The following is a 26,751-nucleotide window of genomic DNA, read 5'->3' as shown; positions in this document are numbered from 1 at the left end:
AAAATGAAATTCGACGTAGAGAAAGAGTTAGTTGACTTCAATTTAGAGCGCATGGGCCATAAGGGCAAAGCGAACCTTATCAAGGTTGCTGAACTTTTGGGTATTCTCGATGGTGATAGTTGGGGAGATTATATAGAACACGGCTACATTGATCTCACAGCTATTGCTAAAGAGTGTGGTATCAGTCGCTCCAGTCTATATCAAAATTCACATATCAAACGTTATATAACGGGAAAAGCGGAGGTGTTAAAGATGCAGGGATTGCTTCTTCAACTACCCTATCAAAGTCCGGAAAAAACGCAGAGCAATGCCAAAGCAACGGTCTTATACACAGCCTCGGAGAAAGAAATCAAGGAGAAAAACGCGGAGATAAAACGCCTTCAGTCGCAAGTTGCTGAGTTATCAGCGGATAAAGATAGACTCAAAGAAGAGCTTAAAGCGACAAAGGCTGCATTGGATCGTGAAGGTACCCGCGACGATTATCTGGCAAAATTCAGTAAACACTTACGATGAATATCGGTTACTCCAGATCTATTACCGTTCGCGTCACACGGAATGCCTATCGAGGAAAGGAGGGGGCAGTTGTACATGGTGTTGAAGTTGACCCGGAAACGTTAGTAAAAGCCAATAGATTTCAGCACTTAGTCATCTCTATCGAAGGAAGTGACCAAGACGTCGTTATATCTGAGCTCAAGAAAGGCATGTTGATTGACGTCAGGCCTAAAACCAAGCTGAAAGGCAGAACAGAAAATGGATTTGAGCGGTTTCTCATCACGACCAGTAATGTGGATATCTTACGTCCACAGAGCAAGTTGATTGTTGACTTAATCGGTGGCAGTAGTCGCTTCAAAGGAATTGGGCCGATTAAGGCACAGAAGCTTTGGAATCATTTTGGTGAGGAACTCTTCAAGCACCTGGATAACGGTGATATTGAGACTCTACGTCAGATATTGACTGAGAAAGCTGCTAACAACGCTGCAAGTGCATGGCAGAAATATATCCTCCTCGACGAGATGCGCTACTGCAATATGACCTTGAAATTGCCCGTACCCTTGTCGATGCGCGTTGTAGACTTCTATCGAGATGAAACGATAGCAAAGCTTAATGAAGATCCTTATCGGCTTCTCACATTCGGCTTATCGTTCGAAGAGTGTGATGGCATTGCAAGTGATTTGAATTTTTTCCCTGATAGTGCAATAAGGTTGGCGGCGGCAGTCGAAGCCGCGTTATATAAAATACTCGACAAAGGAAGCACTGCTGCCCTTCAAAATGAACTCACAGAGCCACTCACGCAACTTTTGAAGTCAAACGCTAACGCAGATAATGATTCAGAAGAACTCGTCTCACAGGCGCTCTCTGAGGCTTATTTGACAGATAATTATGTGCGCTTGGCTGAAAAAATTTACCAGAGCAATGGCGCATTCATGATGGAATGCTTTGTTGCTCAACGTTTATTCGAACTGATTAGAAAGCCGACACAACTTAGAACGTCCCCTTCTCAGGTGGATGAAATCATTGAAATGTATGAGCACGAGAAGGGGTTCACGCTCACTTCATTACAAAAAGAAGCCGTTAAAAAGGCTACGCACCATCACTTCTTTATCATCAACGGTGGTGCCGGTGTTGGTAAAACCACAGTGCTTGATGCCATGTATCGGGTGTTTGCTAGTATTCATGTAAAGCCAATACAGATTGCCCTAGCAGGAAAAGCGGCGAAGAGAATGACCGAAGCTACAGGATATGAGTCGTTCACCATTGCCCGCTTTTTGCGGTCATTCGATTTCAAAAAGTATAAAGGGATGGAGATCATTATCGTAATAGATGAAAGCTCAATGGTAGACCTCCCAAGTATGTACAGGCTTCTCAAGTTTATCCCGTATGGTACGCGTATTCTGATGTTGGGGGATACCGGGCAATTGCCGCCAGTCGATTTTGGGCTAGTGTTACACGAGTTAATAGAAATAGATTTAGTGCCTAAAATAACACTGACAAAGGTTAAGAGGCAGGGTAACGACTCCAACATTCCGGCAGCCTCAATTAAGGTACGACAAGGAGAGCTGCCCGATTTTGGAAATGATGATGTTAGGTTCATCACAGCGAATAGTCATGGGGTTATTAAGAAAGAGGTCGCTGCACTCTATAAAGAGTTACCAGATTCAACTCAAGTCATCTGCCCAACAAACAGAATGGCAGATGCAATTAATGAATTGTGTGCATCTTTCAACAAAAAGCCGCGCTTGAAGGTTTTCGTAGATGACTATGACAGATATCAAGAGACGCAATTTAGATTGAATGACAAAGTAATGTGCTGCAAGAACCTCTACGATATGGACATAATGAATGGTTCGGTTGGCGAGGTCGCAGAAGTATACAAGAAACAACGATTAGTTAAAGCCGAGACAGGTGATGATGAGATCGTAAGTTACGGCAAAGTTCTCTGGGATGATGGCGTGACGAGAGAGGTTACCATTGAAGTTGTAGATGCGTTGAAGTTGGCTTATGCAATGACGATACATAAGAGCCAGGGGTCGCAGTTTGAACGTGTGGTTATACCCATCGATGGTGGCAACCATACCAGCGTTACTATGTATTACACAGCTATCACCAGAGCTGAAAAAGAAGTGATTTTTGTTGGCAACCTAAAACTATTACAGGCAGCCTTATTACGGAACTCAGCCAACGACAGAATGGTTAATCTAGGTGCGAAGCTACGTCACTGCTTTGCTTTGGAAGACTCACATTAATTAATACAGAGGTATCTATTGGAACTTACACCACTATTAGCCAACCTTGCTCCTGACACCAAGCAGTTGTGCGATAGGGAATTCAATCGACAGCTCGATAGTACTGACGGGAACGTTTTTATTTTCCCTGGGGAAACCTTTCAGGGTATTAAACTAACATCACCAAACGAAGCAGGCTTGCAGGTGTTGTATTACTTTGCTGATTTAGGTTGCCCCCTAAGCATGGCTCGGCTATGTGTAGCATTGCATCCCGCTGTGGGAGCACAATGGCCAATAATGTGTTTATCACTTAGTCTGCAATGGTTTGAACATACAGTGAGAGCGTTAGATTCAACGGTGTACGACCCCCTGTTCTCTAGCGACTATGAAACATTTGTTGATAGCTCATTAAATAGAGAACTAATGGCGGTAATGGATGCCTTTAGCGGTGACTTAAATGATGATGTAGCGGCACTTGATATTTCACTGCATGCGACAAAAAATTGTGTTTCACTGTTTCAGCCGAGAGGAATATTTGTCTGAATTTTTTATTCAAAACGATTCCATGGTTCAGTATAAAAATAGAAGTCAGTATATTAGCCTAATGATATGCTTTTTTTGACTGTAAAACCTATGGATATTGAAGAACTTCAATCATTAGCTGATGCTAGTGCTAAGCTGCCTGATAATGCTTTCTTTGCTTATAGGAATTTGGAAATCATTGAATTTATCATTTTGCCTCCCTGTGGAATAGCGCTCATAAATGACACGTTTGTGAGCGCAGAATGCATTGTTCAAGAAGCACTTTCATTACAGTTTGACTAATGGTTTCTAGTTTAAGCAAAACAACCAAGCTTTCACTTTCGTGCAAAAATTAAGATAGTGCTTTAACTAACGAAAGCAGCCTATGCCCTTGTGAATTAGGTATCTCAAGAGTCGCAATCAAAGCGTTTACACATTGTTTCCTTCGCTCGACTTCCATTGATGCAATTAACGAACTAGATTCACTTTCTATTTCTCTGACAAGAATTTTCTTCTGAATTGCAGAAGCTTCTAAATCCCACGTACCAGTTGAGTCTTTGCGAAGGCAATTTCTAACTATTGCGGCTAATGCCTCTGTAGAAATTGGGAGGTGCGCAACCATCTCATCCCACATTATAACAAACAAATTATCAAACCAGTTGGTCGCGGCAGATTGAACATTTTCTTCTTTGTAAATGCGTTTGACAGCTTCAATAGATGGCATTGCTGCTTCACATCTAAACCATTTGAGATCTTTAGAAAGCGCTCGATGCCATTCTTTTATTTGACCTGGGCTAAGGCCGTTAGCGACGAATATCCAAGCGAGAGGTAAATCCCTGGATTTTGGAAGGAACTTGCCGGCAGCACTTATCAATGGAATTTTATTCTTGTTAAATACGCCTGGTAGTACCAATTCTGGAGCAATTCTTTCCGCCCGATGAATGCAAACTACTTTTGTTGAGGCATCAATTGAACTTAATATTATGGGCAGGGTGTTTTCATTCCAATTTGGTAGAGCTTCTATATGAACAAAATTTTGTTCAGATGATTGTTCAATACGTGCAGTTGTCGCAAGGAGTGACGATTCATCGTTACCCCATAACATGAGGTTCGAATCAGCGTCACCAAAGAGGGAGATAACTTGATTAAAGTCGTCCTCAGACATCCACGAAGCCTCGGTTGACGCATGGCTGTTTGATGGTGATACCTGTAATTTGTCTACTCGTTTTAAAAATTCTACTCTGGACTCTTCTTCATTCAAATCATAGCACTTAGTGGAAGCAGAGAGGGCTTTCTCAAAAGAAGCGTGCACTTCATTGATTAAAGGAGATGACATCATATCTTGAGGCTTTATTAACCCAATGCACTCCAAAGGGACCTCAAACTCGCGATCATCGGTAGTAATTGTAATTAGCCCTTCGTCGAGCCTGGATGAGTGCGCCGTAGCACTAGAAGAGCCTCTAGGCGTCAAAGATTTAGCAATGAAAATTACAATCCATTCTGTGTGTTCTATGAATTGAAATGTACTTAGTTCTTCATTTTTGAAAACCGGGACAGCCCTTACAGCAAAGGCTAATGCTTCGTTTCTCAAACTGAAGTAAGCTATGCGGTCAGTGAAATCGAGAGGCTCCCCCGTACCGTCGTGTGTGAATAACCAACGACTCGGCTTGCTAAACATACCTTTTTTTGCCCAGCTGCCTGTGTTGCTATCTAACTCTATGGCTCTATCCCAATATCTAATTCCACAAGTCTTAAATTCCCCTTTTTTGCTTTCTACAATACCCTTCAAGTCTTTACGTACAGCATCTAAGCATTCTTTTACAACTGAGTTTTCAGTCTGTAAATCTTTCTTCATTAGATAGTTTCTCCCTCTTGCATATCCTCTTCCTGAGATGGATAGACTTTTGTAAGTTCTAATTCCATTTCAATAGCTTTTGCTCTCAGATCAGAAATTTCGTGTTGATTTAAGGCATGTGCCCCAAATTCTAATGCGCGAAGTAATTCTGCTCTAGTTAGGCTATCTTGAATTTTTTCGTCTTCAACGTCGCCATCTATTGGCATCACTAATGCGTCCCAGATTTCAGCTTTACTCTTTAATTCCGCCTTTCGAAGGACGCGCCCACGCCTTTGGATAAACTGTCTAGGATTTTGACTGCTAGCGAGTATGATTGCGTGGGAGATACATGGAATATCTACACCTTCATCTAGACATCGTATAGCAACCATTATTCCTCCATCGTCGATGTAATGTTTGAGTGTTCTTGCTGGGTCGCCTGCCATTGATGAATGATAACTCATTGGTTCTAAACCAATGCCCCTTAGTGCAGCGGTAATATCAGATACTTGATTTTGATCTTCACAGTAAATAAGCCAGTGCTGTCCTTCGTAATAATGCTCTTTTACGATTTTCGTTGTCAGCATTATTTTGCCATTGGCTTTTTTGGCAATCCGAGAGCGATTTATCAACTGTTTTTTCAGGCTAGATGAAGGGGTCATGTTCCCATCATTGTCTCTCGGCGACGACGCGGCCAGTCGCCTGATTTTTTTAGTAAGCTCTTCCCACCTATCCCGCTCTTCTTCATTAAGGTATACAAACATGGGGTGATAGTAATAAGGTACCAGTCGACCAGCTTTAAGGGCATCCGAAAGCGTGAATTCCTCCCCAACTATACCGTTAAAGTAATTCAAAAGGTTGGCGGTGCCATCTGGGTCACCATACCTTTCGGGAGTCGCGGATAGGCCCAAACGTTTTCCAAATTGTTTCGTCATCAGCTTACTATTTTCGATACTTCCTAATTGATGGACTTCGTCTGCAACGACCAAGATGTCATTGGCATTTTTCAAGCGCCTGTAGAAGCTAGGTGAGGATGCAGTCTGCATGGTCGCCAATATAATATGCCTGCTTTCAGCATTTGTTTGGCTAGTAAAAGCTTCTAATCGATATTGAGACTTCCATGAGGTATTACCTGCCCCAGCTAAAATCAATGTGGCATTAGGAATTTCTTGAACTAGTTCTGCTTGCCATCCAATAAAAAGTAGTTCACTCGGGACCACGACCAATGCTACTTTCCCTAATCGGATGTGGTCTCTAATTGCATGCAGTGCTGTAAATGTTTTTCCTGACCCTGTTGCATGCTTGAAAATGCCTAAACAATTTCGTTCGTACCAACTTGTTAACGCTTGTCTTTGATGATTTTCTGCCTCTCTTCCTGAAGGCCACTCATTGGTTTCTAGTTCACTATGAGAAGGGGCTCTCCTGTGATTGCGAAGAATTTCCTTGTTGAGGTGCTGATATGATTTTGCAAGTCTTATCAATTCGTCCTTGTCTTCAGGAGCTGATTCAAGAAGCTTCTTTCTAACTGCCGTCTCTAAATCTACTGTTGTGACACCCTCGCGACGCCCCTCCCAAGCTTCACAAAATGCATCGTGGTGGTTTTTTACCCGAGACTTCTCTGCGTCAACCCAACCTCGAAAAACGTCGAACGATTCAACATTTCCATTCAGTCCCCATCCACATAAGGTTTCGTTGGCTGAGCCTGAAAAGGAAAGTAGTCGATCATCTTTATCATGTAGCACACCTAGTTTCTCGTGAAATATCCCTTCACCGTGGGAGGTAAGTGCGATTTTTATTTCAAGCAATTCAAACTTAAGCATCCCAGCTAAAAGCTTTATGTGAAGTTGACCTTTCTCTGTTGCTTTCAAAGCTTCTATTTGGTCAAGAAGCTCTATTTGTTCGCCTTCTTTTGACAATCCGCGTCTTCGCTTCAGGGATTCACTCCCTAATATTTCTATGTCTTCTGGGTGCATTTGCGGCGAGCAAATAATACGAAGACGTCCGTTATTGCGCAAAAAATCGCAAAACTCGTTGTAAAGAAGCAGGTATGCTGTAGAGCGAAAATAACCGACTGCGCGTTCTATGAGATAGGCGCGATCAATTGCTGGTCCGTAAAAATCATCGGCTAAATTATCTCTTCCTGTTGAGTAAAATTCTTTCCACTCTATAGTTCGAAAATCCCGTTTCATTTCTTCACCTCAGTTCCTTGATTTTATGATATGATATCATATATATTAAATTTGGGGATAAATAAAGGGAGTTTCCGTATGTCACCGCAAAACCTCGAAGGTATAAGCAACAGAGCGCAGCAAGAATTAGCAAAGCTTGCTCTCGTACATGGCTACTCTTCCCCTGAAGAGTATTTAGAGGCACTTGCTTGTCGTTCGGAAAACATTGATAAAACTTTGTCTGAAGCACGCAGTTCATCCTTGACGCAAAAATTAACTACCGATTTAGGGGAAATTTACCAAGGAAATGCTTTAAGTTACACCCAAACACAACAATCTGGGTCAATCGACTTAATTATGACATCACCCCCTTTCGGCTTAGTCCGAAAGAAAACATATGGCAATGAAGCTTCTGAAGCTTATTGTGATTGGTTCCGTCCCTTTGCGTTAGAGTTTCATCGGTTACTCAAAGACAGTGGTAGCCTTGTTATCGATATTGGTGGTTCTTGGGAAAAAGGTAAACCTGTACGTTCACTTTACCACTTCGATCTGTTAATAATGTTGGTAAAGGAATATGGTTTTCACCTTTGTCTAGAGCATTATTGGTGGAACCCTTCTAAATTACCTTCACCTGCTGAATGGGTTAATGTCAGACGAGTTCGACCAAAAGACGCGGTGAACACTGTATGGTGGTTATCTAAAACCCCATGGCCGAAAAGTAGTAATCGAAGAGTGATTGGCGAGTATAGTGATAGTATGAAAGGACTCCTTAAAAATGGTTACAAAGCTAAATTGCGACCGAGCGGCCATGATATCTCCGAAAACTTTAGTAAAGGGGGGAAGGGCTCAATCCCACCAAATCTTTTGGCCATAGCCAATACTGAAAGTAACTCTGCCTATGCAAAATTTTGTAGGGAAAATGATATCCCAATTCACCCTGCACGCTTTCCAGCGAAACTTCCTGAATACTTTATAAGAATGCTAACGGAGCCTGGTGATAAAGTTTTTGACCCGTTTTCTGGATCATTCATGACAGCACGTGTGTCAGAAGAATTGGGACGCCGCTGGGTTGGAACAGAACTGGAGCCTGATTACATTGCTGGAGGAATGGCCAGGTTTTCAGAAGATGCGCCGTCGGTATTGCCTGAGTCTGGCAGAAGTACAAAATATGAAATTCTTGCCCCTTGTTCGTTAGGTAATACGGATGATGTTCCGCTACCACTTGATGGCGGGCAAAGTAGACCAAAAAAATGACACCCAACAATCAAAATTTTTAACTAAAAACGGAGGAAATCAGAATGGACTTTGATATGGAAGGAATCGACCTCACCGATGAATCAGACGCAGAGTTGAAGAAACTCTCGCCTGAAGATGAGGCCATGAAGGTTTTGACACGGTTGGCACGTGAAAATGGACTTACAGAGGAAGATGACGAACTTATTCGCCAAATTTATCAAGAGGCTGTTGCAGCCCATGATAACGATCAAAATGACTCTGATGCTGCAACGATGGGCAGAAAGCTATACGAGAAAATATCTTCTGATATTCTTGGTAAGGAGGGTGAAAAATGAACAAAGCGCCTCTTATTTTCAAGTCGATCAGCATAATCAACTTTGGTGGATATTTCGGTGAGTCAAATGCCAAGTTTCCCTTAGGGGATAGAAACATCATGGTTGTCCAAGGAAGAAATACGGGTGGTAAAACCAGTTTTCTCAATGCACTTAAGTGGTGTTTATATGGCGAAGTGGGAAATCGCGCAGAAAATCAAATTCCGCTCACGCAACTGTTCAACTCTAACGCACTGTTAGATGGCGAAGATGCCATGAAAGTTGAAGTAGAGGCAATTATCAAAGAAGAGCCCTTCACCATTAGTCGAGTTGCAAAGAGAAAATATCCAAACTCAAAACCTACATCCAATAATGATTTTGCAGTACAGTTTATCGTCAAAAAAGATGGTCAAGTTCTTAGTGAGGATGCCTCAAACAGGATAATCAACAGAATAGCGCCTAAAATCATTTCACAGTTTTTCCTCTTTGATGGTGAACTGTTAAAAGAGTATGAAGACCTGATTGAGAAAAGAAATCGACGAAGCACATACCAACTTACTGAAGCTATAGAGGACGTGTTGGGTCTACCAGCTCTAAAAACCGCAACTCGTTTCCTGGAGAAAGCAGAGAATTTTGCTGACCGAAATGTTTCACAAAAAGCGCAAAGTAAAACGCAAACAAAGAATCTATCAGTAAAGTTGGATACACTGACAACGCAGCGAGATGAAGCTGCAAATGCGTTGCAGAAAAACGAACTTAAATTAGAAGAATTGGAGCGTAAGAAATCTTCATTAGAAAAAGAAGTTCACAAAGAGCGCGAAATGGATGTTCTTCGAGGAAAAATAAATGCTAATAAAGAACAGAGAGAGAAGCTTGCTCGCCAAATAGATGAGACAAAAGAGAAATTAAATACATTGACCTCATTGGCATGGAAAGACGGCCTCTACTTAGCATTAGAAAATAAACACAAGACATTAGAAAAAGAGCAAGACGCTTTAAGTGACCAGCACGAAAGTTTCATTGTGCAAGAGCATGAGTTCAGCGCTCTTCAGGAAATCATATCCTCTCGTCATTGCAATGCATGCGACCAAGATGTGTCAGGGGCGAGTTTCGAAAAAATTCTTAGCAAATTTGAATTAATGACGCAGTCGCGCGAGAAGCGCAAAGCGCAGCACGAAGCGTTACAAGAAAAGACATATCAAGCCAGAAAAGTGCGCGAACTGTTGAACCAAGTCAAGCCAGTCAGTGATCAATACGGTACGCAATACGGATTGATGCTACAACAAATCAATGAACTGAGCCGCTTATCCGACGACCATGATCGAATGAAAGCTGAGTCGCAAAACGAAGACCTTGAAGCGGTAAGAAAGCGTAGGTTGGATTTAGAACAAACGGTAGAAGAAATTGGTGTATTAAAGAGCCACATCAATTCCCTAAGCTGTTCAATTTCGGAACATGACAGAAATATTGAGCAACTTATTCGTGAAATTCAGTCGAAAGAAGACTCTGAAGAAGTTGAAGTTGCGACAAACATCAAAAAGAAAATTGAAACCCTCAAAAAAATATTCGAAGTGGGAAGAGGCCAGTTACGCGAAGAAATGCGAAAGCATGTTCAGGATTATGCTTCGCGAGCTTATAAGGCAATGATTCATGAGGGGGACCATGAAAACGTATTAATATCACCAGAAAACTTTGAATTGTCGATTGTAAATTCGAGAGGACGCCATGTTACAGAGCCTTCATCTGGCGCCACTCAAGTACTAGCGTTAGCATTAATCGTTGCGTTAGGAAAAGCAGGGCGGGAGATTGGCCCTATAGTTATGGACTCGCCATTTGGGAGGCTCGATGAAAGTCACCGTGAAAGGGTTCTTCGATACTTGACTCGGCAAGCTAGCCAATTAGTACTTCTATACCATAGTGGTGAGTTGCAGCCTTCTACGCTTAACACAGTACAAACACGCATAGGCTGCAAATATACGATTCTCAAAGAGGCTGAAGGACGCTCAAAACTGAAGGAGGGAGAACTATGAGCAGCTACCATACAGAAGAGATAGATATACCAAACCCAGGAGTGACTATCGGTATATCAGATCTTTCAAAAGCGCAACTTCAGTCGTTTACCGGTTACGAGGGTGCAGCGTTTAAAGATATGATTGATGCATTTAGGTTTGCAGTCAGCATTGCTATAGCGAAATGCGGTGAACAAGTTCCTGAAATAAAAAATCAATCAGGCACTACTTTGTATAATTTGGGTTCTTTTGATGGTAGTCAAATTTTCAGCGAAGCGATAAAGATTGTTGCTCCCACTCCCTCTCAAGAAGTTCCCTTGACGAGATTAATACGCGCTTATGGTGAAAAAGGCATTGAGCTAATGCTTGGATACTGTGAAGGAGATCCTAGCAGTTTCGACTTAGATGAAGTGCTTAAAAACATTTACTCTACCTCAGGAGATGAGGGGCAGGGAGACGTTTAATGCCTAGGTTGCAGGTCCGAGTGTATCGGAGCATAAATCAAACCGAGCAGTGGGTGATGGTTGGAGCAACAGAGCAGCCTGAACAAGTCGTATCTTGGCTTGAAGAGTACTCTTATTCGGGGCTGATAATTCATACTGGCTTTTCCGTTCTCTCACGAGACTTATTATTAGCATTGTTACCCTCTGCTAGTGAGGGGGTTGTTGTATGTGCTGCGACGCAAGCGCTGCTCCCAAATATTTTCAGCAACAAAAAATTAGAAATCTGTCATGGCAACACGGATGATGGGTATGCTCTTCTAAGCGAAATAGATACTTGGTTTTTTTTGCTTAAGTCTGTTGCTGTTAAGTGTAGAGACAATGAATCTCTTCGATTAGTGGGCCCGAACAGCGTGATTGCTGAACTCAACGAAAAGCGTGAGGAGCTATGCAATACTTTCAAAGAAGCGTTTGTCGGTCGGGGTGATCTTATACGAGAACTTGTTGCAGTTTCTATTTACAATCTGAAGGACTTTAGGAGCAAATGGGCAAATATCGACCCTGAGCATATCCATGAAATTGGCAGCATGATATATAGCTATGGAACAGATACATTTAATAGATATCTTTCAGAAAATGCGAGTTTAAAAAAAGAGCAAACTCGAAGGGAGGGGATAATCAAGCTAGTTAGCTACCTTCCACCATGGGCCGCGGGCATACCGATGGAACCCGTAAGAACATACAACGCTTTTCGCGCAGAAAATTATACCAGCTTGTATGACTTAGAAAATGAAAGTCCAGTAAAGCTTCTTCAAATACCAAATCTAGGTAGTAATTCCATAAAGTTATTGTATGAGTACCTTCGGAACTTCAAAGTGCCAATCCCGCCTTTAAGTGAAATCAAAAGAGATTCTGATAGCGGAAAAAATGAGAAGCTATGCGATATCTTTAAGGAAGCATTTGTCGCCAGAGATGACCTTGTACAAGCTCTTGTTGAAAGTTCTGTTTATACCTTAACGGATTTTAGGAACAAGTGGACAAATATCGATGCGCAACATATTCATGACATCGCCATCACTCTCTTGGATTACGGGATAAAAAAATTTAAAAGAGATTGTTTAGAGAATACAAATTTTAAAACAGAACAGGTTCAAAGGGAGGGAGTGATTAAATTAGTCAGCTTTCTTCCACCATGGGCCGCGAATATACCTACGGAACCCGTAAGAACCTATAATGCTCTTCGCGCAGAAAACTACGATAGTTTATATGACTTGGAGCAAATGCATTCAATAAAGCTCATTCAGATACCTAATATAGGTCGTAATTCTGTAAAGTCGCTGTATGAATACCTGATCAACTTCAGAGTGCCGTTCCCTCCATTAGGTGAAGTTAAGGGAGACTCTCGCAGAAAACAAAAGAGCGAGGATGAGTCAAATACAACAAAGCAAAAAACAAATTTATCCTATCTTAACTTAGACAGTGCCCCTAGGCTTGCTGATGTAATTGAAACCTTAATCAATGATGAGCTAGATAGGTCTGTTGATGAGCGGAGCGCTCGTGAGTTGGGTATGTTAAAACGCCGATTTACGGGTGAAACACTTGAGTCTATTGCAGAAACTCAGGCATTAACTCGTGAGCGTATAAGGCAACTAACGGATAAAGCACTTAGATATATGGTTCGAGTATGTAGATTAATGGCGCCGGGGAGTAATGTTAATTCAGATTTGCTATGGGTTATGAAGGATTTGCACTCTTGGGATGACTGTTCACACGCTGATTTCAGTAACTTTGTGCGAATATTTTCGGGAACAGAAGCATTTGAAGTAGGAGCTTCACAGCGACGGATGCTTGAAAAGCTAGTTCCAGAACAAAATGTCACATTGGTGCCGTTCAAACTCTCTTCAAAAGACGTTATCTTGCCATTGGATAAGAATTATTCTGAAGATTTTCAGGAAGCATTAGAGAGTGAAATGCTTTCTATTACTGAGTCCATCCACGGTATGAAACTGGATGAGGCTGAAAACTATGCTAAAAATCATCTTTTGGGATTAGTTGACAGTCAATTCTTCAGTTCGCTCATAGCGAAAGAAATAGTTTACTATCGATCTTCTATTGATGAAGACACAAAAACTATAAACAATACACCTAATCGTATGACAAGTAGGCAAGCAATTGCAGAGATAGTCAGTATATTGCGGCGTAATGGAGAACCAATGCACGGGATTGATGATATTTATCCCGAGATGCCAGCAGTATATAAAGACGCTGTAGGAAACAGGAGAGTTATCAGTCAAATAAATGAATACCAAGAGCAGTGTCCAGGAGAAAGTGCAGATTATATCTTTACGATGGGGCGTGGCAGATACGCTCTATGGGAACACTTTAGAATCAGCGATGAAGATGGTGGAAAGTGCGCCAATTTTATAGACGCATATCTTGCGGAGAATGAGGCGCGGCAATTCACTGATCTTGAACTTTTCAACGTACTTAAAGAGAAAGGAATCGTAACTTGGCAAGCTGATCATGTTGACCAACACCGCATAGTCTCTGTCATTCTTATGCGTTATAGACCTGAAAACGTAAGGTATTTTGGTCGCTTTGTTTGGGGAAAAGGAAAATGGACTGACAAAGTGGACACATCTAATCGTTTTCAAGTTAACCAACTCATAGAAGAATTGATTAAAGATAAAGGTCAACCAGTTCCCAAGTATTACATTGACGAACATATCGCCTCGACAAGAGGACGCGGGGTGACAGCACAATACCATGAGAAAAATGGATTGATTCGCCTAACAGCTTCTGGAAAAAATTCACTTTATTGGCATGAAAGTTTGGACCCTGTTCCTTTTAATTCTGAACAGTCTCAAATCTTACGAGATGAGGTTTTAAACCTCTTAACTAACACCTTTGATACAGGCATATACATGTCTGGACTCAAAGCCGATATAGTGCACAATTCTGATATAATTAATCAATTTAACTCTGCGCAATTTCTTGCGCTATTGCTACGTATGCCAGAGGTGAGAGTTAAAAAGGATGCGTTTAATAAAATTATAGTCTCATTAGAAAAAGGGAAGGTGGATGCGTAAAAACAACGACCCCAAGCATTCCAAATCTTTAGAGAGCCTACAGAATGGTAAAGCGACAGAAAGTGTACTTATGCGCTTTAACCAGAGAGAATACGAACTGTTAAATCGCGCTTTTGACTATGTTCCGAATATTCGTTCTCGCCACGCTTGGATTCATGATGTGATTATGAATGAAGTTAGGAAGGTTTTGAAAGATGACGCTGAACTTAACATTAACCCTGAGACAAATTTACCAGAAGATGAATTCTGAAGAAGCGTCCTGCCACAGAGTTAGTTGGGGTTGTGAGAGCTTTTGTAAACTTTCCGCTTGGTAATATAACAAAGTTTACATAAGTTTATATCTCGACAGCCAGAAAAATTGATTTTTTTGCAAATCAAAAAAATAATATTGTGCTAGTATAGTATTTAAGGTGGCATAGGGCTGGTAAGTCACACACACACTTAAGTTTACAGTAAAAAATGGCGCACTACCGTTCTGAGGAATACATAAATAAAAAATGTAGACTAAAAGAATTAAGGGCCGCTTTAATAGCGGCTCTTTTTTTGAGCTAAGTTCGCCCAATTATGAGATTGGTGCCCGCCATTCTTCCCCCGATTACCTTAAAATAATTTCATCATATTCCCATTGTTGTTTTCCCATAAACGCGATGAGTGAGCTTTAAGAATTACGTGTAAAAGGTTGGGTTTTTGCAGTGTCAGTAGTAGTAACCTTGGTGGCTTTTGTTTTGTTGTGTCTTAAAAGCAGCGTGTTGTTTGCGCAAACAGACGGCGAATGTGAAGGGGAAAGCTGCGCCTCCAAAAAGCCTACAGTAGTATGGTTGCGACCACCCGAGCTTGGAATTGAAGGCAGTGGTGTCAGTATCACTTCAGGGCCGATCTATGACGTCATGGCGTACCTCTCTACACACCTGCATAACTACGACCACCAATTTGAAGCTTATCCGGTTAAACGCGCATGGTCGTTGGTACAGCATCAACAATCCGCACAAAAAGTGTATTGTTTTTATGGCGCCGCTTACCAAGAAGAACGCGCTGAGTGGGGATATTACTCCCAGCCAACCTCTATAAACTTACCGCTACTCATTGTTGCAAGAAAAGCGCTTCAGCCTTCATTGAAAAATGAATTAGATACCGCGCAGTCTCAGCCAACGCAGGGGTATTTTGAGTCCATTTCTTTACGGGCTTTGCTTCAGCAAAATTTGAGAACGGTACTCTACAACGATGTGAATAACGTATACGCCGATACTGTTGAGCAATGGGCTACAAAAAACAATGTGGTTCGTTTAAATGGGTTAGGCAAAGACTTAGGCATGCATACCATTGCCCTACTGGAAAGTGGAAGAATAGACTTTGGCTATGTAGGGCACCGCGAGCTTTCAGCATTACCAGAAGAAGAACTCGATGCGCTTAATGTTTATCAAATCAGTGAACTGTCCCAGCAGCTAAGAGGAACAAAGCGCTTACTGTGTTCTAAGAGTGAGCTAGGACAAGCGGTAACGAGTGATCTAGACAGCGTGCTGACTCACATTACATCTACGCCTATGAAAAGCCAAACCTTAAGAGATATTAACTTTGTGGCAGATGGATACCCTTTATTTCTTAAACCGCTTTTTGATGAAAGGTGGAAGCAATACCTTTCAAACTGAAGGCTTTCAAGGTTTTACGTTTTACCATTTCCTATATGGCAAAACATGCTTAATTTACAAGCTTTTGACGGCAGGTGAATCACATTCGTAAAGCAGATGTTGGGCTAGCGAAGCCCGTCTTTAAAGCGCGAACAAACGCTTAGCTAAGCCGATTTTAATTACCTCTCTTTATTTTTCTTAATCACCAATAATAATAGTGTTTTCCTTGTGCGATACCCGTGACGAGGTATTATAAATTTGTCTATTAACAACAAGAAAATTACCAAAATATGAAAACGTTATCCCTTCTTTTTGGCGGAGCTGCTCTGGTTTCAGCAACCGCGATTATATCTCCCTCGGTATCAGCTGCTCAAACGCTTTATAAGCCGTTCCCTGCTGATGTAATGCCGTCGTTGAGTGAGAAAGGTAACTATGACGTTGGCGTAAAGACAATCGAAGCGGCTTACCCTGTTAAAGTCAAAGACATTGCTGGCAATGAAGTCGAGCGATCACTTACTTTGGAAGTTTGGTATCCCGCAGCAAGCTCTGCTCAAAAGACTACGTACATTAATGAAACAAGAAGTGGTCAAGTGTTTGAGGTACAAGCCGATGCAAGCCGTGATGCCCCCATTGCCAACGCTGACACTGATTTTCCGGTAATTGTTATTTCTCATGGTTATACCGGTTACCGCACCCTTATGTTTTATTTAGGCGAACACCTTGCGTCTCACGGTTATGTTGTAGCGGCAATCGACCACACAGATTCCACAAACAAAGATGTTAATTTTGCAGAAAACCCGTATTCAGGCTTTCCAAGCACGTTACTAAATCGCTCGCGTGACCAAGTTTTTACTTTGAACAGCATCGGCGAAAATACCTTTTTTAAAGAGAGTGTGGATGCGAGCAAAGCAGGTATTATCGGCTATTCGATGGGTGGCTACGGCGCAGTTAGCACAGTAGGAGGATGCTATGCTTTTAACGACCAAACAGCAGCAACCTTTACCGGTACGCAAGACCCTAAAGTGGCAGCTCTTATCAAAGACGCGCTAAATACGTGCGCCGGTGGCGAAGAAAGTAGCAAAGATGTGCTGCCAGCTTGGAAAGCAGCGCTAGCGCTTGCCCCATGGGGCGGGCAACATCAGCTATTTGATGTTGAATCACTTAATAATATCAAGGTGCCTGTTCTTTATGTGGCGGGTGATAATGACGATATTTCTGGTTACGACGGCATTAAGTGGTTATTCGAAAATACCGGCAGTGAAGGTTCTAAACTACTTACCGTTAAAAATGCGCGTCATAATGTCGCACCTCACCCCGCCCCCAAAGAAGCCTATGGCAGCGAGTTTGATTTGGGCAGCTACATTGAACCTGCGTGGGAAGTGCAAAAGCTGAATGCTATCAACGAGCACTTCGCGTTAGCGCTAATGAATTGCCACGTAAAGCAAATGCCAGACTACTGTGAATTCCTGAACGTGTCGGGCAGCAGTGACCAAGTGCCTGTTGGTGGCGAAACACCTGCACCATGGAAAGGGTTTGACAATCGTTGGGCGCTCGGATTGAAGATGGAAAGCAAGCTTTAATTTATTCCTGTGTTTGCAGCTCAAAATTTTTAGGGTAGTGAAATAGGCGAGTTATTGATGTGTTCATTTTATATTTGAACGCCTGTTCAAATAATTTGGACTTCGACACATATGTGGTTTACAATTTGAACGATTGTTCAAATTGGCTCGTGGTTCTTGCTTAGACAGCGCTTTCCCACAAGCTTCACTGTTAAATTAATTAAACAGAAGGTGAAGTTTCGCTATGCATAAAAATATCTTTTTTTCTATATTCTTGCTTTTAATGGGCCAAGGGTTTAGCACTAATGCTGAAGAAATATTTACAAAAGTTGCTGAATTTGATGCTCAAAATCCCCCTGGAAATATAGGAGTTTCATCCACAGGGCGGTTGTTTATGAGTACACATCACTTTTATGGAGCAAAATACAAAATCGTAGAAGTTTTTGACTCAGGTGAAGTTAAACCATATCCGAATGCCGAATTTAGTGAGTCACTCAATCCGGTACTTGGTGTTGTTGTTGATTCCGAAAACGTGCTTTGGATATTAGAAACTGCTGACGAAAAGACAAATACAGGAACGCTTATCGGGTGGGATATTGAAACTAACAGTCTCTTTAAGAGAATTCCGCTTAAAAGCCCCGTCATCCCTAAAAACTCTTTCCTGAATGATTTGGCCGTCGATAGAGCACACGACGCTGTATATATCACTGACACAGCAGGTCAAAAAAACTCAGCCTTAATTGTAGTAGATTTGAAAACAGAACGAGCAAGGCGGTTGTTAGAAGGATCTCCTTATACGCTATCTGAGAACATAAATATTGTAATTGATGAAAAGGTCGTAAATTTAGGTAGTGGCCCAGCGCGCATAGGTGTCAATCCAATTGTAGTCGATAGTCAGAATGAGTGGCTTTACTTTGGTGCAATGAACGGAACTGCAATATATAGGATAAAGACTTCTGATTTGCTTAATTATTCACTCGACTCAAATGCACTAAGCAAAAGGGTGGATTTTTACGGAGAAAAACCAATTTCTGATGGCATTACGGTGGACAATGCTGGCAATGTATATGTTACATCTATAACTGATAATAGTATTGGTTTTATTGATTCAAACGGAAAGTATTCAACCTTGTTCAAAAGCGAAAGCATAAGCTGGCCGGATGGCTTTGCAGTAGGCCCAAAAAATGAGATTTTCTTTACGGTAAATGAACTTCACCATTCTTCTGTTCTAAACGACGGCAACAACGCGACGACGGGTAAATTTGCAATCTACAAATTTACAGCACTGGCGAGTGCTGATGTTGGACGCTAGTACTTAATCTGTTGTTAAAAAGTGGTCACCTGGATCTTAGAAGTAGTAGTTGCCAGGTGACCTGATAAACAACGCAAATAGCATTTTTTTTAGTGCATAAAAGAATAAAGAAAGAGTTTACTCATAATGGACTCTTTATCTACAAGCGTACCTAAGCCAGTGTCTTGCTTGTTTCTAATGCATTTTTGGTCTCCATAATAATCATTGTCGTAGTTGCAATTACAATGCTCGTTTCTTATCCCGTTTATCTTTGTTTTCTTTGTAACAATAGTAGCCAACATAAATATCTCCTCACTGGTTTTTGTTGCTTTATAACTTAGTGGCTACTCCAATTTAGATAAATCTCAAATTGCTAAATACAATTTTGCTAAATACGAAATAATCGAGACATTCACATTCAAGAATCGGCGGAGCTTCACTGCGATTTTACATTAAAAGAATCAAGAATAGATCGTAAGCAAAACTAATCTACGGTTTGTATTCGTCAATTATTACTGCACACGCAATAGTGAATTTTGAGATCAAGTAATTATTATTCTGTTGGAAAGTCCTAGAGTTTAAATGGAACGGAGGAGGAAATGGCAACGTCATTTTGTCGTACCCAGTGCCCTCTGATAATCAAAATATGAAACTTTAGGAGACAACGATGGACAACAACTTTCCAGCAGATCACGCGCCAATCAAGCTTTATCGAAATCCACTTTCTGGTCACTGCCACAGAGTTGAGTTAATGCTTTCATTACTGGGTTTACCTTATGAGAATATCGATCTTGATATGGCTAACGGTGCTCATAAATCGCCAGAGTATTTGAAGATAAGCCCATTTGGACAAGTCCCTGCGATTGATGACAACGGATACACGATGTCTGATTCAAATGCAATTATTACGTATTTGGTAAAAAGATACAGTGGGAACGACGCTTGGCTTCCAGAGGAGCCAGCTCAAGCTGCTGAAGTCCAGCGTTGGTTGTCTGTAGCTGCAGGGGAAATAATGTATGGGCCGTGCACGGTTCGCTTAGTAAAGCTATTTGGTATGGACTTAGATTATTCTACCGCTGAAGCGATTACTCATAAACTATTCTCGGTACTAGAAAAGACGTTAGCAGAACGTAGTTTCTTAGCTGGAAACCAAATTACGTTAGCCGATATTGCAGGTTATAGCTACATCTCACATGTGCCTGAAGGCGGAGTAAGCCTCGACCCATACCCTGCTATTGAGGCTTGGCTAGCGCGGATAGAGGCCCAGCCAAAATTCGTAGGCATGAAGCGTTCAAAAGATCTAACAAAGTAAAGCCATATAGCTGGCTTGGTGTCACTACAACTTCATTTACTTAACTCAAGCGGAAGTAAGATATGTCTCAGCAATATACGAATCAATTTCATGAAGCTGAAATAGCTGTTCAGAAAAAAGTGGGTGTGGCTGAAAGAGTGGCACCTGCTAGTCAGTATATTCGAGAATTCATGCCTGACCAGCATCGAGAATTCTTTGCTAATTTACCTTTTATTATTTTAGGGGTTGTTGATAGACAGGGGTGTCCTTGGGCCGTTCCTGTATTTGGGACCAATGGGTTTATAAGTTCCCCATCAGCTACTACTTTAAAGCTGAACACTTTACCACAGTTAAAAGGTGTCCTTGACCTCGATTTATCGGTGGGGCAGAAAATCGGTACAGTAGGTGTAGAAGTACAAACACGTCGTCGCAATCGTATGAATGGAACTATTAGTGACATTGACGACAAAGGATTGACCATAAGTGTGGAACTCAGTTTTGGTAATTGCCCCCAGTATATTCAAAAACGCTATATCTATGATGTGGAGGAAACCAAACACAATAATGATTCATATAGTACTGAAATATCGAAAAATCTAAGTGCCCGAAGTAAATCTCTTATAGAAAATGCTGATACATTTTTTATTGCCTCTAGAACTAAGCAATTTACAGAAGATAAACGAACAGGGTTAGATGCTTCGCATCGCGGAGGCAAACCGGGCTTTGTAAAAGTTTACAAGAATACACTGTTGTTCCCAGATTTTAGTGGGAACAAATTTTTCAACACAATTGGGAATATTGCTTCTGACGAACGTGTCGGATTAGTTTTTCCTGACTTCCAATCAACTGATGCGTTATTCATTACAGGGAGAGCAAAGATTCACTACGAACATCCGGCGCTTTCTAGTATTGATGGAGCAGAGAGAATTATTGAAATAAATGTGGACAGAAGTGTTTATGTTGATGGGTTCTTGCCGATGCAAGGTGAAATCGAAGAGTATTCTTCTAGTTTATCGAGTACTGGTGTCTGGAGTGAGTCCAAAAATGAACAGTACAGTGATTTTCAGATAGTAGGTAAACAGCCCGAGAGCGCTACGATAAGCTCGATCTATTTATCGCCTAAAACAGGAAACAGTACAATCGACTATATTCCGGGGCAGTTTTTACCATTGGAAATAACAATACCTGGTCAAAAACAACCCTTAAAACGCAGTTATACATTATCTCGGGCACCGAGAGCAGAGACTTATCGAATATCTGTTAAGCGTGAAGAGGCTGGTTTGGTTTCAAAGGCGCTACATGATACATATGGGATTGGTAGCTACCTTCGAGTAGGAAAGCCTGCAGGTAATTTCACAATCAAAAATTATAGCCACTCAATAGTACTCGTCTCTGGTGGAGTTGGTATTACTCCTATGATTGCGATGCTTGAGGGGCTAATAGTGCGTGCTAATAATGGTGAAAAAATACCACCAGTTTGGTTTTTTCACGCAACACAAAATAGCGAAAACCACGCTTTCCAAAAAGACTTGTTGCAATGGAGTAATCAGTTTGACTGGTTGACGGTACACACTGTCTATTCTCAACCTAAGGACACTGATGAACTATCAAAGACTCACCAAGCTGAAGGCCGAATCAGTATAGAAACGTTTAAAAATTGTTTGCCTTTTGATCAATATGATTTCTATTTGTGCGGCTCACAAAGTTTTATGTCGGCCATATATCGAGGGCTTAAAAACATTGGTGTATCAAAGAATAATATTTATTACGAATTCTTTGGAGAAGGAACCCTAGATGATGAAGAAATGGTGCCTGATGTTGCTGAAAAAGCAAAAGTTACTTTTACAACAAGTAAAGTTTCTGAAGTTTGGAAGCCTGAAGACGGAACCTTGTTAGCCTTTGCTGAGAAAAAAGGTCTATCACCTTCGTTTAGCTGCAGAAATGGTAGTTGTGGCGCTTGCCTGTGCAACTTAAAGTCGGGGAGTGTTGTTTACGGAAAACAGCCCACTTACCAATTTAAGGAGGGAGAAGTGCTTATCTGCAGCGCAAGACCAGCAGCTGGAAGTGATACACTCGAAATAGACATTTAAGCATCGGCGTCTTATTTTAGCTCGAACGTTGTTTGACGAATCAACTCCAACTGATTGACAGTTTTGTCAACATCACCCTCTTGGAGAAAGATGACGAGCTCATCCATAATAGGAAGATAGTAGTTTTTTGTGGCTGTGCGGTCAAAGTATTGTGTGAGCCCAAAGGAGGAAGTTATATTTTGTATGCCAGCATAGACAAATTTGTTGCCATTTAACTTTGCTTTGGGGTTCACTGGCATGAAGTGGATTTTATTGTTAATTTTACTTTGCACCTCAGCAGTTGATAAATAACGTAAAAATGTCTTCGCAAGTTCTTTATTTGAACTATTCGACGGAATGATAAAAAAGTCGACAGGTGATAATTCGTACTTTGGTGTGTCGCTATTGATGATGGGAAACGAAATGAAATCAATATCAGCGACTATCTCGTCTGGAATTTGGCTAACTAGAAAATTACCCGAAAGAACCAAAGCTGCTTTATTTCTATAAAATAAGGGCAAGACTTGCTTAAAAGTAAAATTCTCCGCACGATGCAGAAAACAACGGTTATCTATCAATTCTTTCCATTTTTTGAAAATTACCAGCATTCTGTCATCAGTAAATGGAATCTCGCCACGAATTACCCTTTCGTAAAAAACTAGACCATGTATTCGTAGAATTAAATAATCAAACCATGCAAGTATGGACCATTTGTCCTTTGTACCTATTGCAATTGGTGTGACATTATTCTGGGATAGCACTTTGCAAGCAGAAATAAGCTCGTCCCAATTTTCGAGTTTGTAAATACCGTGGTCTTGCAATAATGTTGCGTTTGTATATAACCCCCAAAAGCCTTGAGAAAAAGGAACTGCGAATTGCTCCTTATCGATAGTAGCGAGTTTCTTGAGAACTGGAGCATGGGATTGCATTTGCGGCTCTTGCCACAAAGCTGTGAGCGGTTCAACTAAACCTTTATTAGCCAGAGACTTTAAATCTGCCGACCAAAGCCATAGCATAACGTCGATGTTGTTGCCTTCAGTTAACCACTCCATTGAACGTTGCTTATACTGAGCGTCGTTGATTGAAACGTAACTAATGTTTGTTAATGGACAATGTATTGAGAAGTTTGAGGCGATTTCTTCAAAAGCATTGCGTTGCTCCATATCAAATATCAGCAAGGAAACACGTAAAGATTCTTCCTTTTCTTTGCACTGAATATCAAATGAACTGGCGCCACATGCTGAGGCCACTAGCATAAGCGCTAAAACCATTATTAGGTAAAATTTTTGGCGCATAGACCTCCCTTATTTGCTAATTGTTCTAATTTGATATCCGAGGAAAGATATAAGTTTATATTATTATGGTGAATATTCTTGTTAAGCCGAAAAAATAGCACGCTATGTTTCATATAAACTTCTATGCTCTATGAGCGCGCACTAGATGTAGCCATAGCAAATCCATGAATATAAAACTAAGCTTATATCGAAAATTGTAATTTGCCACAGAAAAAAGCCCAAGTACAAATTGGGCTTAGTGTTTAAAAATCAGAAAAAAGAATCGGTTAAGGGGAGGTTGGGCTCATATGAAAACAGGGCGGTTCAACTAAATGTCGAAATCCGACAGCCCTGGGTGGTCATCAGGACGGCGACCCAAAGGCCAATGAAATAGCCTGTCTTTTTCGTCGATTACATGTTCGTTAATACTGGCAATTCGACGTTGCATTAATCCGTCTTCATTGAACTCCCAGTTTTCATTGCCATATGCGCGGTGCCACTGATTAGAATCATCTCTAAATTCGTAAGCAAAGCGAACTGCGATTCTATTTTCGGTGAAGGCCCAAAGCTCCTTAATTAAGCGATAATCAAGTTCACGGGTCCATTTCCTCTTCAGAAAAGTTTCGATATCTACTCTGCCTCGAATAAACTCTGCTCGATTTCGCCAAACACAGTTCGGGGTATAGGCTAGTGCGACCTTGACTGGATCTCTACTGTTCCAACCGTCTTCTGCCAAACGAATTTTTTGCATAGCTGTTTCTAAAGTGAACGGTGGTAATGGTGGTCTCGACATGGTTATCTCCAAAATTTAATATTTATTAGCGTATGATTAGTTAGCGAAACGGAAAGAAACTAAGCTGATACTACTTTCCCAGCTTTGGGAAAATCGATATCTGTATCTAGTGTTTCGTTCAGGTAATTAGTAAAAATGTTCACAGAAACAAGCGCAATAATTTCGATAATTTCTGCATCATTGTAGCCAGCAGATCGTATAGCGTCGAAATCAGCCTTTGATGTTTTTCCTCGTTGTTTTGCTATTGTGACTGCAAATTCCACTGCAGATGCTGCCTTTGCATCTAGCGAGCTGCCTCTGCGGTTCACTATCATTTCTGATTGGCTTAATCTGTTTTGGTTTCTTCCAATAAAAGAATGAGCTGCTAGGCAGTAATTACTTTCGTTGATTTCTGCTACAGCTAGTGCAATACGCTCGCGCGTCGAGCTTGATATGGTTCCGTTGGATAATGAGTCAATCAATCCAAGAAGCCCTTCAAATACTGTTGTGTTATTACTCAAAATACGGAACATATTTGGAATAAAGCCCAATTGTCCTTCTATATTTCTTAGAACAGTATGTGCCGCTATAGAAGGCTGTACTATATCGTCAGGGATGTTAATACGTGGCATGAATAATAGTCCTGATTACAAAATGTAAATAACACTGTCAATGTAGCTGGCTTACCCCGATAAATAATTACACTATTCACTAATACATCATTTCGTATTTAGAAATAAAAGTGTCATGTGAGTTAAACTATGTGTTGTATGAAAAGCGCCATAGAAATTATGCGTGCTTTATTGAAGCATTAGCCGATCCTTTTGGAATATGTCCGCCAAGATTTTCATACTGTGAAAGCTTTTTAAAATTGATAAGTGCAAGAGCGTCACTTCCGAGTTCGGGTGTGCGACTTTCATCTGTTTTGTAATTAAGCGATTCGAATATTTTTTTGAATTCCACATTTTTCATATGTGCCTTATATTGACGACTTTCTATCGACTTCTCAGCAAGCCATTCGGGCGAAATATTGCGGCTAAACCTTTTAAAGTTTTGAAAAGAAAAATGTTCCTCTACATGCCTATTGCTTATGGCGATAAGTTCATCGAGTAGGATATACATTATATTGTCGATATCGTAAATTGAGGTTACAACAGACAACCGTTTTTGAGAAAATGCAGATGGAATAACCATTTTAGGCACTAACTTAGCTACAAGTTCAATATCTAATACTGCTCGACCACCAGAAATCGGCATTATCCGGTCAATGATTAAACGGTGGTGGGCAAATTCTAGTCGGTTTAGTTTATTCTCTAATGCATACTTAAATTGATTTAAACTCACGCTCTTAACAGTGCTAGTCGACATCACATTTTGCGCTTGATTGATCCCTTCAAGGCGTTTAGCGTTCTTTAGATATTTAATGTCTTGATGACTGGTAAGGGGGGCACTTCGAGTGACTTTACTGTTTAGCTTTATAGTGAGCAACTCTCGAACTTCATGCTCGTATACTTTTTGTATCGCCAACATCGTTGTTTGGATAATTTCCGATGTTGGCGTATCAGCATCTATTCTCCAACGCCTTCCATATACAATCTTAGCCGGATAACACTGCCCAGTAATTCGATAGTTTTCTTGCCCTATGATTCCTACTTGAATGTACATACCTTGTTTATCTTTAGCTGCAAAAAGTAGAACGTCGTTTGACATTGAAATATCACACAGAATAGCGCGAATACTTTCTAAGCTGTGCTCATAAGTAAAATAATGTTGTGGAATGTGATTTTGTTTACCAGCAATACTAATTGTTGGTGCCCCTTTCATCACTCTTTCGCCATTTTCATTACCATACAAACAGTACACTGACATCAGATATACTCCATTAGTAGCGGCTGCTGTTTAGGTTTGCTAGTCGATCTAAGCCTTTAATAACAGCTGGACGTTCTTCAATAACGCTATGCCAACGCATTATCGACTCAAACCTAGTGAACTTTTCTTTGTTAGCTTCTGCGATCGTCTTGAACGCAACCGATACCCAAGGGAAATTCATAATGTCGGCAATGGAATACTCATTTCCTCCGAGGTATTCAGTTTCGTTTAGTTGAGTGTTCAAAACCTCAAGTAATCTAAATGACTCATCCTCAAAACGCTGGACAGCGTATGATGCATGAGAGTCTATTGACGTAAAGTGATTAAACTGTCCTAACATTGGTCCTAATCCTCCGGTTTGCCAATATGTCCAGCTAAGCACTTCAGCGCGCCTAGCAGCATCGGATGGAAGTAAGCTTTCAGACAAATCACGAAATTTCTCAGCTAAGTAGATTAATATAGCGCCAGACTCAAACACTCTCGCACTTGTATCACTATCAAATAGTGCTGGGATCCTTCCATTGGGGTTAATAGACAGGTAGCTGGACGCTTTTTGCTCCCCTTTGCCAATATTTACAGGGTGCAAAGTGTATTCTTGTCCCAGCTCTTCTAACATAATCGTCGCCTTGCGGCCGTTAGGTGTATTCCACGTATACAAGTCAATCATCT

At 41.1% G+C, this 26,751-nt stretch carries 22 protein-coding genes; 15 read left to right on the top strand and 7 right to left on the bottom strand.

Annotated elements, in window-relative coordinates; genetic code table 11:
- The first annotated feature begins 3 nt into the window (after positions 1–3).
- From KUL49_RS12750 to KUL49_RS12735, 4 genes are all read left to right on the top strand, one after another.
- Positions 4–513: a hypothetical protein gene (locus tag KUL49_RS12750; RefSeq protein WP_131137522.1), complete on the top strand. Its 510-nt coding sequence runs from the start codon at positions 4–6 to the stop codon at positions 511–513.
- A complete protein-coding gene (locus tag KUL49_RS12745; protein WP_131137521.1) occupies positions 510–2,744 on the top strand; it encodes an AAA family ATPase in 2,235 nt (744 codons plus the stop codon). The genes KUL49_RS12750 and KUL49_RS12745 overlap by 4 nt, the downstream gene beginning before the upstream one ends.
- An 18-nt stretch (positions 2,745–2,762) precedes the next feature.
- Entirely contained in the window at positions 2,763–3,266 is a 504-nt protein-coding gene (locus tag KUL49_RS12740) for a hypothetical protein (RefSeq protein WP_131137520.1), read from the top strand.
- Between the two features lie 90 nt (positions 3,267–3,356).
- Positions 3,357–3,548 carry a hypothetical protein gene (locus tag KUL49_RS12735; protein WP_131137519.1) on the top strand — a complete coding sequence of 64 codons (192 nt, stop codon included), beginning with the start codon at positions 3,357–3,359 and terminating at the stop codon, positions 3,546–3,548.
- Positions 3,549–3,597: 49 nt separating this feature from the next.
- Here KUL49_RS12735 and KUL49_RS12730 read toward each other — a convergent pair whose 3' ends face one another.
- The gene (locus KUL49_RS12730; protein WP_131137518.1) at positions 3,598–5,100 is read right to left on the bottom strand and encodes a hypothetical protein; all 1,503 of its coding nucleotides are present in this window, start codon (positions 5,098–5,100) and stop codon (positions 3,598–3,600) included.
- The gene (locus KUL49_RS12725) at positions 5,100–7,268 is read right to left on the bottom strand and encodes a DEAD/DEAH box helicase family protein (RefSeq protein ID WP_131137517.1); all 2,169 of its coding nucleotides are present in this window, start codon (positions 7,266–7,268) and stop codon (positions 5,100–5,102) included. The genes KUL49_RS12730 and KUL49_RS12725 overlap by 1 nt, the downstream gene beginning before the upstream one ends.
- Before the next feature lie 78 nt (positions 7,269–7,346).
- Here KUL49_RS12725 and KUL49_RS12720 point away from each other — a divergent pair, with 78 nt between their 5' ends.
- The 11 genes from KUL49_RS12720 to KUL49_RS12670 all read left to right on the top strand — a co-directional run bounded on the left by KUL49_RS12720 (position 7,347) and on the right by KUL49_RS12670 (position 22,188).
- Positions 7,347–8,501: a site-specific DNA-methyltransferase gene (locus KUL49_RS12720; RefSeq protein ID WP_131137516.1), complete on the top strand. Its 1,155-nt coding sequence runs from the start codon at positions 7,347–7,349 to the stop codon at positions 8,499–8,501.
- Positions 8,502–8,557: 56 nt separating this feature from the next.
- Positions 8,558–8,818: a hypothetical protein gene (locus tag KUL49_RS12715; protein WP_131137515.1), complete on the top strand. Its 261-nt coding sequence runs from the start codon at positions 8,558–8,560 to the stop codon at positions 8,816–8,818.
- On the top strand, positions 8,815–10,824 hold the full coding sequence (locus KUL49_RS12710; RefSeq protein ID WP_131137514.1) for an AAA family ATPase: 2,010 nt from the start codon (positions 8,815–8,817) through the stop codon (positions 10,822–10,824). The genes KUL49_RS12715 and KUL49_RS12710 overlap by 4 nt, the downstream gene beginning before the upstream one ends.
- Positions 10,821–11,267, top strand: a complete 447-nt coding sequence (locus KUL49_RS12705; RefSeq protein ID WP_131137513.1) for a hypothetical protein — start codon at positions 10,821–10,823, stop codon at positions 11,265–11,267. Before KUL49_RS12710 ends, KUL49_RS12705 begins: the two co-directional genes overlap by 4 nt.
- Positions 11,267–14,332, top strand: coding sequence for a DNA-directed RNA polymerase subunit alpha C-terminal domain-containing protein (locus KUL49_RS12700; RefSeq protein WP_131137512.1), 3,066 nt, complete (start codon positions 11,267–11,269; stop codon positions 14,330–14,332). Before KUL49_RS12705 ends, KUL49_RS12700 begins: the two co-directional genes overlap by 1 nt.
- On the top strand, positions 14,325–14,582 hold the full coding sequence (locus KUL49_RS12695; protein WP_131137511.1) for a hypothetical protein: 258 nt from the start codon (positions 14,325–14,327) through the stop codon (positions 14,580–14,582). Before KUL49_RS12700 ends, KUL49_RS12695 begins: the two co-directional genes overlap by 8 nt.
- 442 nt (positions 14,583–15,024) lie before the next feature.
- A complete protein-coding gene (locus tag KUL49_RS12690) occupies positions 15,025–15,978 on the top strand; it encodes a hypothetical protein (protein WP_131137510.1) in 954 nt (317 codons plus the stop codon).
- 269 nt (positions 15,979–16,247) lie between these two features.
- Positions 16,248–17,537 carry an acetylhydrolase gene (locus tag KUL49_RS12685; protein ID WP_131137509.1) on the top strand — a complete coding sequence of 430 codons (1,290 nt, stop codon included), beginning with the start codon at positions 16,248–16,250 and terminating at the stop codon, positions 17,535–17,537.
- A gap of 223 nt (positions 17,538–17,760) precedes the next feature.
- Positions 17,761–18,828, top strand: coding sequence for an L-dopachrome tautomerase-related protein (locus tag KUL49_RS12680; protein WP_131137508.1), 1,068 nt, complete (start codon positions 17,761–17,763; stop codon positions 18,826–18,828).
- A 646-nt stretch (positions 18,829–19,474) separates the two neighbouring features.
- On the top strand, positions 19,475–20,119 hold the full coding sequence (locus KUL49_RS12675; RefSeq protein ID WP_131137507.1) for a glutathione S-transferase family protein: 645 nt from the start codon (positions 19,475–19,477) through the stop codon (positions 20,117–20,119).
- A gap of 62 nt (positions 20,120–20,181) precedes the next feature.
- Positions 20,182–22,188 (top strand): pyridoxamine 5'-phosphate oxidase family protein, encoded by a 2,007-nt coding sequence (locus KUL49_RS12670; RefSeq protein ID WP_131137506.1) that lies wholly within the window; start codon positions 20,182–20,184, stop codon positions 22,186–22,188.
- 11 nt (positions 22,189–22,199) lie between these two features.
- On the opposite strand, the gene KUL49_RS12665 is transcribed toward KUL49_RS12670, so the two are convergent.
- The 5 genes from KUL49_RS12665 to KUL49_RS12645 form a co-directional block, all read right to left on the bottom strand.
- Complete coding sequence (locus KUL49_RS12665) at positions 22,200–23,462, bottom strand: ABC transporter substrate-binding protein (protein ID WP_131137505.1); 1,263 nt, start codon at positions 23,460–23,462, stop codon at positions 22,200–22,202.
- Positions 23,463–23,769: 307 nt separating this feature from the next.
- Positions 23,770–24,234 carry a nuclear transport factor 2 family protein gene (locus tag KUL49_RS12660; protein WP_131137504.1) on the bottom strand — a complete coding sequence of 155 codons (465 nt, stop codon included), beginning with the start codon at positions 24,232–24,234 and terminating at the stop codon, positions 23,770–23,772.
- Positions 24,235–24,293: 59 nt separating this feature from the next.
- Positions 24,294–24,845 carry a carboxymuconolactone decarboxylase family protein gene (locus KUL49_RS12655; protein ID WP_131137503.1) on the bottom strand — a complete coding sequence of 184 codons (552 nt, stop codon included), beginning with the start codon at positions 24,843–24,845 and terminating at the stop codon, positions 24,294–24,296.
- Positions 24,846–25,002: 157 nt separating this feature from the next.
- Entirely contained in the window at positions 25,003–26,082 is a 1,080-nt protein-coding gene (locus KUL49_RS12650; RefSeq protein WP_165477903.1) for a hypothetical protein, read from the bottom strand.
- Positions 26,083–26,095: 13 nt separating this feature from the next.
- The gene (locus KUL49_RS12645; protein ID WP_131137501.1) at positions 26,096–26,749 is read right to left on the bottom strand and encodes a glutathione S-transferase N-terminal domain-containing protein; all 654 of its coding nucleotides are present in this window, start codon (positions 26,747–26,749) and stop codon (positions 26,096–26,098) included.
- Between the last annotated feature and the right edge of the window lie 2 nt (positions 26,750–26,751).

It is taken from the genome of Alteromonas sp. KUL17, assembly GCF_006538305.1.
GTDB classification, from domain to species: Bacteria; Pseudomonadota; Gammaproteobacteria; order Enterobacterales; family Alteromonadaceae; genus Alteromonas; species Alteromonas macleodii.
Note: the sequence above shows the minus strand (reverse complement) of the source record. Positions and strands in the feature narration are given on the sequence as shown.